The sequence below is a fragment of the Peribacillus sp. FSL R5-0717 genome (assembly GCF_038002945.1).
In the GTDB taxonomy this organism is placed as follows: Bacteria; Bacillota; Bacilli; order Bacillales; family DSM-1321; genus Peribacillus; species Peribacillus frigoritolerans.
Genome location: NZ_JBBOOF010000001.1, coordinates 4,612,760 through 4,625,850, shown reverse-complemented (window position 1 = coordinate 4,625,850; position 13,091 = coordinate 4,612,760). Strand labels below are relative to the sequence as shown.

Below are 13,091 nucleotides of genomic sequence, written 5' to 3'. Positions count from 1 at the left end.
AAATTTACTTCACTGAATTGTTTATGTGAAGACAAGGAATCAAACGCTTTGAACATTTTATTAATGGTTTTTACTGCCTGGCCTTGATATTCATTAAGGCTGATACCTTTCGTGGTACTGGATTCTAAATAAACAAGTCCCGCTACTTCCTTCGGGTTAAGGCGAGCATATAACTTAACATATAGGCGCCTAGCGAATGTCCAACCAATAAGAATGGAGGTTCAAATCCCACTCTTGTTAATGCTTCACGTAAAGTGTTAACAATATTTAACCCGTCTTGGCTTACCTTAAGTTTATCGCTGCCAGCAACACCAAAACGATTATAGGAAAATACTGATGATGACTCCGAAATTGCCGGCAGTATTTTCATCCAACCCTCTACCGGTCCAGAACCACCGTTAATCAAAACTATATTTGGTTTGCCGTTTCCACTAATATTATATTGTAGCGTCCCTTTCGTAGTTTCCACTTTATATTTTTCTAATTTCAATGTCAGCACACCTCACTTTGTTTAGATTAATTAACGTGTGTGACAAGCTATTGGTATCATTTATAAAAATTGCTAAATGGAATCTTTGAATTTTTTACGAAAGCTATAGAAAATGATAATGTGAACTTTCATTCCTAAACATTGTAGGGATTCTAAAAGGAGAGATTGTATGATAAATGAATATGATAAGTTTGAACAATTAGTTATAAAGGTGGATCAAGGAAACAAGCTAATTCGCGCATGGAAATTAATGGGCGGAATTTCTGCAAATGTGACAGGACTGGAAATATTACAATCGTCAGGGCGGATCGTAAAAATGATCGTTCGTCAGCATGGTGATAATGACTTGAAACGGAATCCAAATATTGCTTCATTTGAACACAAGCTCTTAGGGATATTGAAAGCTGCCGGTTTGCCTGTACCAATGCCATATTACTTTGAGCAATCCTGCGAGATATTTTCCAAGCCATGCATAGTTATCGAGTTTATTGAGGGTAAGTCAGAATTCACCCCCTCAAATCTTAATGATCATATCTTGCAATTGGCAATCAATCTAGCAAAAATCCATCGTGTTAATTGTGCAGATCTATCTTTATCATTCATGCCTAAACTGGAAAATACATATGTCGAGATGTTAAATAATAAAGATAGGGTAATCCTGGACAAAACATTAAATTTGAGCTTGATTAGAGATTTACTGAAATCCTCCATGCCGCTACCCTCCATGAATAAGGAAGTGATCCTTCATGGTGATTATTGGCCAGGAAATATATTATGGAAAGAGGATAAACTAGTTTCCATAATTGATTGGGAAGACTCAGGTTTAGGGGACCCTTTGACTGACCTTGCCAATAGTCAACTCGAAATTTTATATCATTTTGGAATGCAAGCGATGAATGACTTCACCAATCGATATAAATTCATGATGCCAGAGGTGAATTTTACAAACCTACCCTTCTGGCAATTATTTGCCGCATTGCGGTTATCTACATTTCCCGAATGGGGCTTGGAAAAAAGCAAGGAAAATACCTGGCGGAAAAGACACAAGTCATTTGTTCGTGCAGCGATTAACCGAATTCGGTAAATTAATGTTTATTCATTTTTTTTAAAATGATTGAAGGATCTGATATGCCCGTAATTTTTGATAAAGGCATTTATACCAGTCCCTTTATCATTTATTTTCATAAACTAATAATGACTTTCAAAAAAATCCCAGGAGGTGTTTACATGTATAATAAGCCCTGGGGGCATCCGAAAGGCGGTCAATGTCCACCACAATATTGCCCACCTAACAGAATGCCCACTCAATATAATCCATCTCAAACCTCCCCGACCAAGCAATATGTTAAAACCAATGTCATTAACACTGTTATTCCGGTTTTTCACCCGACACATACAACAACCGTGAATAAACACTTCAACACCTATATACCGCATACCCGAAGTATCGTAAAAGAGTGTTATTCACAAAGTTTTGTTTGCGGAGTACCTCAACCCCCCAGTTATTCGAGGAGAATGTTAAGATATTAATTAAAAAAACCCCGAATTGGGGTTTTTATTAATTCCTTCAACCTCTTGAATTGAGTTACAAAGGATTTACAACTGTCTGAATGCAAACTCCCTATACTTTTTAAAATTTTGTTTCTTATAAAACTCTTTTGCTGCCATGTTTTCAAACCAATAATCCAGTTCTATTAAATCTATATCATTCTTTTTAGCAATAACATAGACCTCATTCATTAGTTTTTTACCGTAACCTTTATGGGTTTGACCTTCAACGATACTAAGCTGATGCACATATACTGATTTATACTCATTTTTAAAAGCACTTTCAGGATAGTTTTTAATTTCAATCCATGCGTAACCAATTGGCACTTCATGTTCTTTTAAAACTAGAAAAACAAAATTATCATTTTCAACCAAATTTTTAAAAGTTTCTTTCATTACTTTATAATTATATTCCTTAAAATACTTAGGATATATAGTTTTGCATGCAGATTGTGAACATTTCGATTTAATTTTGCAATTACTTCATGATCCCTGGATTGACTTACATACATAATTATCCCCCCTGCCTATACTATATTACAATCAAGCAACGTCTACATTCCAAAAGTACACTCCTAGCCACTATCTGATAAATTTATTCCAAAACATCAGTTCCACCAAACCAACTTTAGTTACTTCAAACGCTTCGCCACCACAAGCTGCTGGCAATGGATCACAGACAATTTGCCTAAATGAAGGAACATTAATCTTATTAAAGCAGATGGAGCTTCTGATGAAACGCTTACGGCTTATCCGAAAGCCAAACTTGTCTGCCGCTGGCTTTCTTAAGGCAATCTATGAATTGTACTTACTATAAGGAATCCTATTTTCATAGGATAACGTCAGCCAAGTGAAAAAGGTATCGGAAACGGTTATGAGCGAATAAAATATTACGGAGAAAGTCTTCTAAATGTCATTGCATATGTAATAGTTGAATATGTGAGTTCAAGCACGATAAAACACGATCCTTCCTTCTTGAAAGCGGGATAAGGATCATGAGCTTTACCACTTAAAAGCGCGACCCTTTCCTTCCTGCACGGTTTAATTTTGTACATTCGATATACGTGTTTTATAGGGTTGCTAGTACACGCTAAAAGTGATTACCTATTTCGCACTAGGGAACATTGTTTAAACTCCAATATGGATGATATTCCGTTGATCTTTTCACAGGGGTATACCTTAAAACGGAGCCATATAATCATGCAGGATTAACCAAAGACTTTTGTTAAGCTTTAATTTAAGGGTCTTTAGTTGAATAAGCAGTAAAAAGGGGTCTTCATAAAGAAGATCCCTTCAGATTGTGGACAAACTCGATGAAAATCGAGTTTGTCTACTTTTATGGCTTGTACAATTTGGACGTTGATTGGAACGTAGGGCACTCGTTTTCCGCGGGCGGTCGGCCCTCGGCTTTCGCCTGCGGGGTCTCCCCTAGACGCGCTTTTCTAAGCAGGAGTCTCGAACACCCGCTCCAATCAACTTTGTCTTACCTTTTAGATAGAACGCTTTTGCCTAGATTCATTTTTGTATTAAAATAGAAGTATTAATGAGGATACTTTCTAAACATGATTCTATTCAGCGAGATCGACTTGAAATGATTACTTTAGATCAACTGGTGCCCCGAACCATTTGGTTCGTAAAATGGAGGCTGCCATTAGATGGCCAATTGGACATGTCGAGGTCCAAAAATGGCCTAACATAGTGGGCTCGTAGAGCCCCAATCTCTTAATTTTAGGCGAAATTCTGAGGAAAATTCAAAAGGGGTTCAGAATTTTTTATTTCCGAACCCCTTTTGTCTACAAACTGAAGGGTCTTCATAAAAAAGACCCCTTTTCACTTGCCGATAACATCTGATTATATTAACTAAAGAGTATGCACTATAGTGGGATACCTAGAATAGTGGGAAAATGATCTATTCGCCGCAGACTGGGAATCCTAAACCTATTAAAGTTGTGGCTAATATAGATGAAATACGGATTCTAAGTGTAGCTACGTCATCAATTTCAGTGACTAAAAAGAATTGACCATTAGCTTCTAAGATACAAGGTGATTGCATTCTTTCTTCCCCCTTACTATAAAAAGATATGATAGTATATGAAAGATATATGAAAGTGTAATAGTTTAATAGTTGATTTTAATAGAGGATAATCATTAGATTTCGATGTTAATTGCCTTAGGGGATTGCTTTTGCAGGATAAAAGTGCACTTATTTCATTCAGGGACACTGAAAAAAACACATGAAGCGCATCTTCTTCTGGGAAAACTTCAGCTTAATCCCTACTTGCGTTTAGCAGTAGATCCTTCTCTATCTCAAGATCATCGTATATGAAATTTTTGGATGTACAATTCCACTTCTTGCGCCAATAAGTGAAACCTCCCCGTTTATAGGAAAAACAATTGGCGGTCAAGGTTTCCTTCTTGGAGCGTTCCTAACTGGACATAGGAAAAATACATCCTTAACAAACCAATAGTGAGTATTTTGCTATTGGTGGATCACAAGGATATTATATATTCTATCGAGGTATATCTTAAAATAAACCATGTCTTTACAGAGGTTCTTCAGACTGTCGACAGGTTTTTCCATTCAATTTATGGGCGGATACGTCTGGCTAGATGAAAGGTTCTACCTTTACCTTCGAAATCAAGTTGCCGGCCTTACACCAAGAATGAAGACCTTTTTTCTATTACTATGAATATAATGGGTCCAGATTTTACTGGATCTCTTTTTCTTGGTGATTGACCGTTACCATATCTTCCACCTGAAGTAATAGGCTGTTGCCGTTCCCCCCGTTATTCGTTTCTTAGGCTTTGTTCCTCAGTATGTTCTCACTGGTGATATAAGATGACGATAGGAGGAATTATCGCTTGGCTCGTTAAGACAGGTCTCATTGGACCGCCAAAACTTAGCTTTACCTCGTTTTCTTTTATCGCTTTTAAGGCATCCAATAAAAAAACTTCCAGTGATACACTTAACCCCGCCTCACCTCTGATTGACTTGATGCTTTGCGTTTCTTCTATTTTCCCTAATTCCGATGAATTAGAAGATATCCTTAACTTACTATTATCAAGGATTTCGGTCGGAGGAAGCGGCTTATTTTATCACTTTCATTCTAATATTGAGCGCAACTGGAAATTTTCTTCCATGACAGAAAATATGTAACTGAATATAGGGGGTATGGGTTTAATATGAGTCCTTTAGATGTTAAGATTCTTGGGGGAAGAGATTGAAAAATAGTAAATAATATATATATAGGAGGAGTTCATCTTGAATCCTTATGCATTTTTGGCAATTGCCATCCTAAGTGAAGTGTTTGGCAGTTCGATGTTAAAAGTATCAAACGGGTTTAAAAGGTTATTCCCTTCCATTGGTGTGGTTATTGGGATGGGTTTGGCTTTTTATTGCCTATCGTTATCTCTAATAACCATCCCGCTTGGAACGGCTTATGCCATTTGGTCGGGAATAGGCACAGCTTTAACTGCTTTAGTGGGAGTTATCGTTTATAAAGAAAGCTTTAACCTGAAAAAATTTTTAGGTTTAGTCCTGATCATTGGCGGAGTGGTTGTATTGAAACTCTCTAGCGAAGGCACTTCTTAACAATTTAGTAATCGGAGGTAACAATATGAAAGGATACATAGCTTTAGGAATTTCAATCATAAGCGAAGTATTTGGTACGACCATGCTTAAGCTGTCAGAAGGCTTCACTCATTTATTCGCTACATTTGGGGTTATGATAGGATTTGGTATAGCATTTTATAGTTTATCTGTATGTCTTAAAACAATTCCGTTAAGCTTAGCTTACGCCATTTGGTCAGGAATAGGCACAGCTTTAACAGCATTGATAGGCGTGCTTTTATGGAATGAGCCATTTAGTATCACTACATTAGGCGGCTTAGTATTAATAATTGGCGGAGTGGTTTTACTAAATGCTTCCCATACCTCCAAACAAGCGGAAGGAGAATCAAACTAAGTTTGACTCTCCTCCTTTCCCCGCTCATTCAAAAATATCAGTAGACTTCACCAAGTTCTCCGTGCAAAGTCCGTGAACTTGAATTTATCGGGTCTATGCCTGGATTCGCTATACTGAAACAAGCTTCCATCGATTAAATGGACCGTACTTTTCACAACTGCCACCATATCGAAGTCTTCAATGTCCAATAATTGTTTATCTTCTTCACTGCATGGCTCCACGGTAATTTCCTTATTCGAAAAACCAATCTGTAGCCCAAGTTCCTTTTCGATATATCCATAAATCGAATCCTCACAAATTTCCTTTGACAGGTTGCTTACGAACTCGCTTTTGAAATAGTCTTTGTCCAGGATAATTTTCTTCCCATTGATTTGCCGAATCCGGAAAACCTTCCATACTTTACCATCATCAGTTAAGTCTAGAAGCTTGGCCATATTTGAGTCGGGGTTCTCAAGCTCCAACTTATGAATGATCGTTTTGGAATGCAAATTCAACTTTTCCACCATTTCTTTATAGGAAATCAACCCTGCTACAGGAAAATTAAATTTGCTGAAATCCAAGACAAATGAACCCTTGCCTTTGATTTTATGGATATATCCATTTTGTTCAAGCAACTGTAAGGACTTTCTCACAGTATCCCTGGATATGTCATACTCTTCCATGAAGCTGCTTTCGGAAGGAAGCTTTGAATTTATCGGAAAGGTTCCCTCTTCAATTTTTGAAACGATATCACCATATAGCGATAGATATTTGCTGTTCATTTCATCACCACAATATATTTTTCTTAGTCTCTTTACTCGTCCTTTTTCAACAAATAGACAACCGATTCATAGGGACGGAGGATAAAATCACCTGCAAGTTCTTTCGAATCGTTATAGTTTGAGAGCAGGAGCTCTGAGTTGTACCCGGATAGGTCAATATCATTTGGTATTTCGAAGGACGCTTCTTTTGCATAAAAGTTATTGATGACCAAAAGTTTCTCGTTTTCATAACTGCGTATATAAGCGAACAAAGCGTCATGGTCGCCAAGAATTTCCTTATAATCCCCATATGCAATGATATCATGTTTTTTGCGTAAGAATATAAGTTTTTGGTAATGATGAAAAATGGAATCCTGATTCATCAGTGCGTGTTCAGCGTTGATGTTTTTAGCATGATCAGGCACCGCAATCCATGGAGTCCCTTTTGTAAAGCCTGCATGCTCCGTATTTTCCCATTGCATGGGAGTTCGCGAGTTATCACGGGATTTAGCTTGAAGGATTTCAATAATTTCCTTTTCATCCTTGCCTGCCTCTTTTAAAATATTATAATAATTAATCGATTCCACATCCCGGTATTGTCCAATATCATTGAACTTCGGGTTGGTCATCCCTATTTCCTCCCCTTGATAAATATAAGGGGTTCCCCTAAACATATGAATGGCTGTTGCCAGCATCTTGGCAGATTCGTTATGATACTCTTGATCATTCCCGAACCTGGATACAATCCTCGGCTGGTCATGGTTGCACCAGAACAGGGCATTCCACCCATTTCCTTCTTGCATCCCATATTGCCAGCTGCTTAAGATTTCCTTTAACTGCCTGAAGTCAAAATCTGCAAGTGACCACTTTTCCCCGTTCTTATAATCCACCTTTAAATGATGGAAACTGAATACCATGGACAGCTCCTTTTCAACAGGAGCTGAATATTTGATGCAATGGTCAATGGTCGTCGATGACATTTCCCCTACTGTCAGCACCTCTTCATCCTTCCCGAAAGTTTCTTCATTCATTTCTTTGAGGAATTGATGAATCTTGGGACCGTCTGTATAAAAACATCGGCCATCTCCAGCTTTGTCATTTTCATAGATGTCAGGTTTCGAAATAAGATTGATGACGTCCAAACGGAATCCTTTGACACCTTTATTCATCCAGAAGTTTACTACATTGAAGATCTCCTGCCTTACTCTGGGATTTTCCCAGTTTAGATCAGCTTGTGTCCGATCGAACAAGTGAAGGAAGTATTCATCATGTTCCGCTACATATTCCCATGCAGGGCCCCCGAATTTCGAAATCCAATTGGTAGGGGGCTCTCCATCTTTAGATTTCTTGAAAATATAATAGTCCTTATATTCTTTATCTCCAGCCAATGCTTTTTGGAACCATTCATGCTCTGTTGATGTATGGTTGAATACCATATCAAGCATGATTTGGATATCCCGCGAATTCGCTTCTTTCACCAATCTTTCGAAATCATCCATCGTCCCAAAAACAGGATCAATGGATGTATAATCGGCTACATCATATCCATTATCATTTTGCGGTGAACGATAAAAAGGGGTGAGCCAAATATAATCCACTCCCAGTTTATTCAGATAATCAAGTTTTTCAATAACACCATTTATGTCCCCGATGCCGTCACCGTTCGAATCCTTAAATGATTTCGGATAAATTTGATAGATGGTACTTTTTTTAAAATCCTTCATTGTGATTCCTCCTCTTCGATCCCCGATGTATCTTTCGTAAGTATCGTAAAAAAGAGGGAGAATGCTTCTCCCTCCGCGTTATCAAGCATTTAATTTCGTTGTTTTCGTTCTAGTTTTCAAGTTCATTTTAGGACGTTTGGAGAATGCTATAGTCAAAATGAATGGCACAACGAAAGCAACCAGCATCGCGAGTGCAAACATCCCCATATGCTGCGGCTGGATGGATAGGATACCTGGGATCCCTCCAACACCGATTGAGTTTGCCATCACTCCAGACCCGACTGAAACGATGCCTGCAAAAAGTGAACCGATCATACCGGCTAAGAACGGAAAGCCGTATTTCAAGTTAATGCCGAACATGGCTGGCTCGGTTACACCGAGATAACAAGAAATCGTGGCAGGTATGGAAACCTGTCTCTCCTCCTGGTCCTTTCTGTTGATGTAAATCATTGCTAGCACTGCCGTACCTTGTGCAATATTGGATAACGCGATCATCGGCCATAGGTTCGTACCGCCAAGTTCACTCATAAGCTGAAGATCGATTGCGTTTGTCATGTGATGCAGGCCTGTGATGACAAGCGGTGCATAGGCAAAGCCGAAAACGGCAGCAAATAGCCAGCCAACTGATGAAGTCAATCCGGAATATACAATCGTAGAAATGACAGAACCGATTTTCCAGCCTATAGGCCCCAGAATGGTATGGGCAATGATTACAGTTGGAAGTAACGCGAAAAATGGAACGACGATCATGGAAATGGAATTGTGCACTTTATCTCTCAAGAACCGTTCTAAATACGCCAAGACGAACCCTGCAAGTATCGCTGGTATGACTTGAGCCTGGTAGCCGATCATATCGACCTGGGCAAAACCGAAATCCCAAAAAGGTATATCACTTGCCTTTGTGTTTGCCACTGCATATGCATTAAGAAGCTGTGGGGAAACCAGGGTCAAACCAAGGACGATGCCGAGAATTTGGGTCGTGCCCATTTTCTTCGAGATCGACCATGTAATCCCAACAGGAAGAAAATGAAAAATAGCTTCACCTATAAGCCAAAGGAAGGCGTGTACCCCTCCCCAAAATTGTGAAATATCCACAAGGGTCTTTGTGCTGTCATCGAACATTTTAATATCCCCGATGATATTGCGGAATCCAAGAATGAGTCCGCCAACGACTATGGCAGGAATCAGCGGGGTGAAAATATCCGCAAGATGAGCAATCATACGCTGCAGCCAGCTCATATTCTGTTTTGCTGCATTTTTCACATCTTCTTTTGACGCTTCCTGAAGTCCAGCTATGGAAACGAATTCATTATAAAACGATGATACTTCGTTCCCGATTATGACCTGAAACTGGCCAGCTTGTGTAAAAGTTCCTTTCACAAGCTTAATCGATTCGATATTCGTTACATCCGCCTTGGCGGGATCTTTCAACGCAAAACGCATTCTTGTTGCACAATGCGTAACCGTCGCAATATTTTCTTTCCCTCCGACATGTTGGAGCAAATCCTTTGCTGGTTCTGTGTATTTACCCATTTCACTACTTCCTTTCCCTAGAAAGCAAAATATAGTTGTTTTTATAACCTGTACGTATAGGTTCTGTATACGCTTTCATATTATCCTGTACGTACAGGATATGTCAAGAACTTTTTCCCCCACTTTAAAAGAATTGATTATCATGGATTTTCATTTACGATTCTGTTCTTGCACATTTGGATTTTAATAGCATTCATATTATCCCGTGATTTTAGACGAGTAGCTGAAAAATTCAGAAATAATGTATAATGAAGATATAACCTCTCAATTTATATTTTAATGGTTAGAATTTAGCAGGGAAATGGGAGATGAACTTATGTCTGAAACTAATAAATTTCCACTTATATCAGGTAATCTTTCACTGGATTTAGTGAATACGGAACTGGTCAGTCGTGGCCAACGGAAAGACTTATTACTATCAGAACGGGATATGCTGGACTGGCTTACTGTAATAAAAGGGAATAACTCATATTTGGATAATCAGTTTTCCCCAATAATAAAAGAGAGAATTCAACGAGTATTTGCAAGCATTCTAGAAATGCGTACTATTTTAAGAAAACAATTTGAATTAATAGCAGATGGGAATTCGATTCCTGATGGGTTTATCGCCTATTTGGAAAAAAAAATCGAAAAATCGCCTTTCACATATAAATTAAGTGATCAAAAACTGGTTCCCATACCTGTTGGAGAAGCGGAAGATATCCTGCAATCTTATATTGCCTTCGAGTCATTAACTTTAATTGAAAAAAATAAGCTGTCATCATTAAAGCGATGCTCGAATGATGATTGCGTCCTGTTATTTATCGATGAAAGCGGAAGACGCAAATGGTGTTCAATGAAAATATGTGGGAATAGGAAAAAGGTAGCCAGATTTCAACACCGGAAATCTGATGATGAATGAAGATACACACCTTATTAAGTTTGTCTGACAAATTTGAAGTAAGCTTGTTGCCTGCAGTTTATTCATTATAAAACGGTTCCAGTTAATTTCTTCACATCCATTTAGGATTTCATAAAACAGTAAAATGATTCGAGTTGAAACTATTCTGAACCTCCTCTTGTCAACACACTGGGTTGGCTTTTTTTCTATTTTTGGATTTTTAAACTAACCACTAAAAATTATTTTGACGGGTTAGTCCATTTCATGTAAAGTCTAATTATATAAAAAAGGAGGGTTCACTTTGGACCGTATTTCAGCCGCGAGGCATAAAGAAAAACGCTATTTTCATATTCATTATTTATCGAAGATGAAGGGAAAAGGAAGAAGCCCTTTACAAATAAATGTAAAGGACGCAATAACGGGATTGATTGGGGGATTTTTCACTATATTCGCCTTAATTCTCTTAACAAAAATAACATCAGCAGTGTGGTTAATGGCTCCATTTGGTGCCAGCTGTGTACTGGCATTCGGTCTGTGGAACGCACCATTATCACAACCGCGGAATATTATAGGCGGTCATTTTATTTCAACATTCGTAGGTTTAGCTTCCTATCATTTTTTTGGCGATGAACCTTGGGCAATCGGCTTGGCTGTCGGATTAGCAATTGCGGTGATGATGCTGACAAAAACGACGCACCCGCCAGCTGGAGCAGACCCGCTTGTAGTCATGCTTGGCCAGTATGGCTGGAGTTATTTATTTACTCCTGTTTTAACTGGTGCCGTGATAATCGTTTTACTGGCATTGTTAATTAATAATTTGCGCAGCAATCGGAGCTATCCAACCTTTTGGATTTGATTGCTTTTTAATGTGGATAAAGCATAATTTTTCAATGTTTCACTATCATGAAATAATAAACGAGGAACGCTCAGACTCCTCGTTTTTGTCAACCTTAATTGCTGTATTCCTGTTAATTAAGTTCTCCCCCGCTTTTCAATAACCTTTATCATCCATCATTTAGTTTGACTTGAGTTTCAGCAACTTCCACACCGTTCACAAGGAGTGATATTCGATGGATCCCCATGTAATGTCGACGTGTCGTCAGGTCTTTCCAATTGTGAATCCTCACTCTTTCAACTCCTTCACCATCTGAGAAATCCCTATCTGCCAATAGGAAAATTTTACGGGAAGTTTTCTGATTTGCTTTCACAAAATCGATGGCATACTCGATGCGAAGTTTCACAGTGTTCTTTCCTTGAACTTGAAAACCGAAATGAAGTTCACTCGTTTCCCCAATAAAAATCGAGTCTGGTTCATTTCTTATAAATGCGTTTGTAATGATATTCGGATTATTCAATATATCCGTGTATCCAAATAAAGAAAGGACTTCTGGATCTGCTTGACGAACTAAGGTCCTGCATCCCCGTCGAATAATCCAAATCGTGTTGGGTTCTCCGCTTTCATACCAGCGCTTGGCTGTTTCTATTACGGTTTTCGGATGATCTTTGGCAATATCATTCAAGTTATTGGCCACACTTTTGCGAACATATAGGGACGGATCGTTTTTCAGGTTCTCAAGTAATTCCAAGACGGGTGCCGGATCGGTTTTGAACATCGGTAAAGATTGGCCCCAAGGTAACCTGGGCCTGCATCCCTCACTAGCCAGCCTGCGGACATGCTCATCATCATGATTGGTCCATTCCTTCATCTTCTCGATCATTAAAACGGGATCAAGCAAGATAAAAGCACGGATTGCAAACTCGGAGGATGACCTTGCTGTAAAACGCTCCAACGCATCTAGCGATAACGGCCAATCTTTCTTATTCAAGCCATGTACCTCTACAAAATCAGGGAAAAATAAATATCTAAAACCCTCACAATCCTTATCAAGCCGATACAAAATATCCAAAGCCTCTTGATAATCACTTGGAAGATACTTTCCAAGAGTAATGGAAATGTGCCTTATTCGTTCTTTTAACTTCCTCTCGTCCCAATGCTCATCAATTACTTCCCCTATAAACGATTCAGTAGAGAAGGACGGATGGACACCCTTTACTTTTTCACCGAATTCACGAATGAACGTTTCATTATATAAATCCTTTAAAGGCTCAGCCATTTCATTCACTTCTTTTCTTCAGGTTATATTTGCTTTTGGATACTTGCACTGCCTATCAGCTATCATTTCAAACTATGTTATGCACGATACAATCATG

The 13,091-nt window shown here is 38.6% G+C and carries 14 protein-coding genes; 6 read left to right on the top strand and 8 right to left on the bottom strand.

The features are described from left to right. Window positions 1–142 precede the first annotated feature (142 nt). On the bottom strand, window positions 143–490 hold the full coding sequence (locus tag NYE65_RS22225) for an alpha/beta fold hydrolase (protein ID WP_340861712.1): 348 nt from the start codon (window positions 488–490) through the stop codon (window positions 143–145). 169 nt (window positions 491–659) lie between these two features. Between NYE65_RS22225 and NYE65_RS22220 the strand changes: the two genes are divergently transcribed. Continuing rightward, complete coding sequence (locus NYE65_RS22220) at window positions 660–1,574, top strand: aminoglycoside phosphotransferase family protein (RefSeq protein ID WP_340861711.1); 915 nt, start codon at window positions 660–662, stop codon at window positions 1,572–1,574. A gap of 26 nt (window positions 1,575–1,600) precedes the next feature. Next, on the top strand, window positions 1,601–2,020 hold the full coding sequence (locus NYE65_RS22215; protein WP_340861710.1) for a CotD family spore coat protein: 420 nt from the start codon (window positions 1,601–1,603) through the stop codon (window positions 2,018–2,020). Window positions 2,021–2,086: 66 nt separating this feature from the next. On the opposite strand, the gene NYE65_RS22210 is transcribed toward NYE65_RS22215, so the two are convergent. The 3 genes from NYE65_RS22210 to NYE65_RS22200 form a co-directional block, all read right to left on the bottom strand. Beyond that, on the bottom strand, window positions 2,087–2,434 hold the full coding sequence (locus tag NYE65_RS22210) for a GNAT family N-acetyltransferase (RefSeq protein WP_340861709.1): 348 nt from the start codon (window positions 2,432–2,434) through the stop codon (window positions 2,087–2,089). 1,513 nt (window positions 2,435–3,947) lie between these two features. Continuing rightward, window positions 3,948–4,091 (bottom strand): DUF3956 family protein, encoded by a 144-nt coding sequence (locus NYE65_RS22205; RefSeq protein WP_145505124.1) that lies wholly within the window; start codon window positions 4,089–4,091, stop codon window positions 3,948–3,950. A gap of 770 nt (window positions 4,092–4,861) precedes the next feature. Then, complete coding sequence (locus tag NYE65_RS22200) at window positions 4,862–5,053, bottom strand: hypothetical protein (RefSeq protein ID WP_340862168.1); 192 nt, start codon at window positions 5,051–5,053, stop codon at window positions 4,862–4,864. 247 nt (window positions 5,054–5,300) lie between these two features. On the opposite strand from NYE65_RS22200, the gene NYE65_RS22195 reads away from it, so the two are divergent. Next, window positions 5,301–5,630, top strand: coding sequence for a DMT family transporter (locus NYE65_RS22195; protein ID WP_054396540.1), 330 nt, complete (start codon window positions 5,301–5,303; stop codon window positions 5,628–5,630). A 25-nt stretch (window positions 5,631–5,655) separates the two neighbouring features. After that, a complete protein-coding gene (locus NYE65_RS22190; RefSeq protein WP_048685943.1) occupies window positions 5,656–6,003 on the top strand; it encodes a DMT family transporter in 348 nt (115 codons plus the stop codon). A gap of 47 nt (window positions 6,004–6,050) precedes the next feature. Here NYE65_RS22190 and treR read toward each other — a convergent pair whose 3' ends face one another. The 3 genes from treR to treP all read right to left on the bottom strand — a co-directional run bounded on the left by treR (window position 6,051) and on the right by treP (window position 10,000). After that, on the bottom strand, window positions 6,051–6,764 hold the full coding sequence (gene treR, locus NYE65_RS22185; RefSeq protein ID WP_340861708.1) for a trehalose operon repressor: 714 nt from the start codon (window positions 6,762–6,764) through the stop codon (window positions 6,051–6,053). Window positions 6,765–6,796: 32 nt separating this feature from the next. After that, window positions 6,797–8,467: an alpha,alpha-phosphotrehalase gene (gene treC, locus NYE65_RS22180; RefSeq protein ID WP_340861707.1), complete on the bottom strand. Its 1,671-nt coding sequence runs from the start codon at window positions 8,465–8,467 to the stop codon at window positions 6,797–6,799. A gap of 81 nt (window positions 8,468–8,548) precedes the next feature. Then, window positions 8,549–10,000, bottom strand: a complete 1,452-nt coding sequence (gene treP, locus NYE65_RS22175) for a PTS system trehalose-specific EIIBC component (protein ID WP_340861706.1) — start codon at window positions 9,998–10,000, stop codon at window positions 8,549–8,551. A gap of 316 nt (window positions 10,001–10,316) precedes the next feature. Here treP and NYE65_RS22170 point away from each other — a divergent pair, with 316 nt between their 5' ends. Further along, complete coding sequence (locus NYE65_RS22170; RefSeq protein ID WP_268590286.1) at window positions 10,317–10,901, top strand: CGNR zinc finger domain-containing protein; 585 nt, start codon at window positions 10,317–10,319, stop codon at window positions 10,899–10,901. A 280-nt stretch (window positions 10,902–11,181) separates the two neighbouring features. Then, entirely contained in the window at window positions 11,182–11,736 is a 555-nt protein-coding gene (locus NYE65_RS22165; protein WP_268590287.1) for an HPP family protein, read from the top strand. A gap of 148 nt (window positions 11,737–11,884) precedes the next feature. Here the strand turns inward: NYE65_RS22165 and NYE65_RS22160 are convergent, their stop codons facing one another. Further along, complete coding sequence (locus NYE65_RS22160) at window positions 11,885–12,994, bottom strand: DNA alkylation repair protein (RefSeq protein ID WP_328177689.1); 1,110 nt, start codon at window positions 12,992–12,994, stop codon at window positions 11,885–11,887. Window positions 12,995–13,091: the final 97 nt, after the last annotated feature.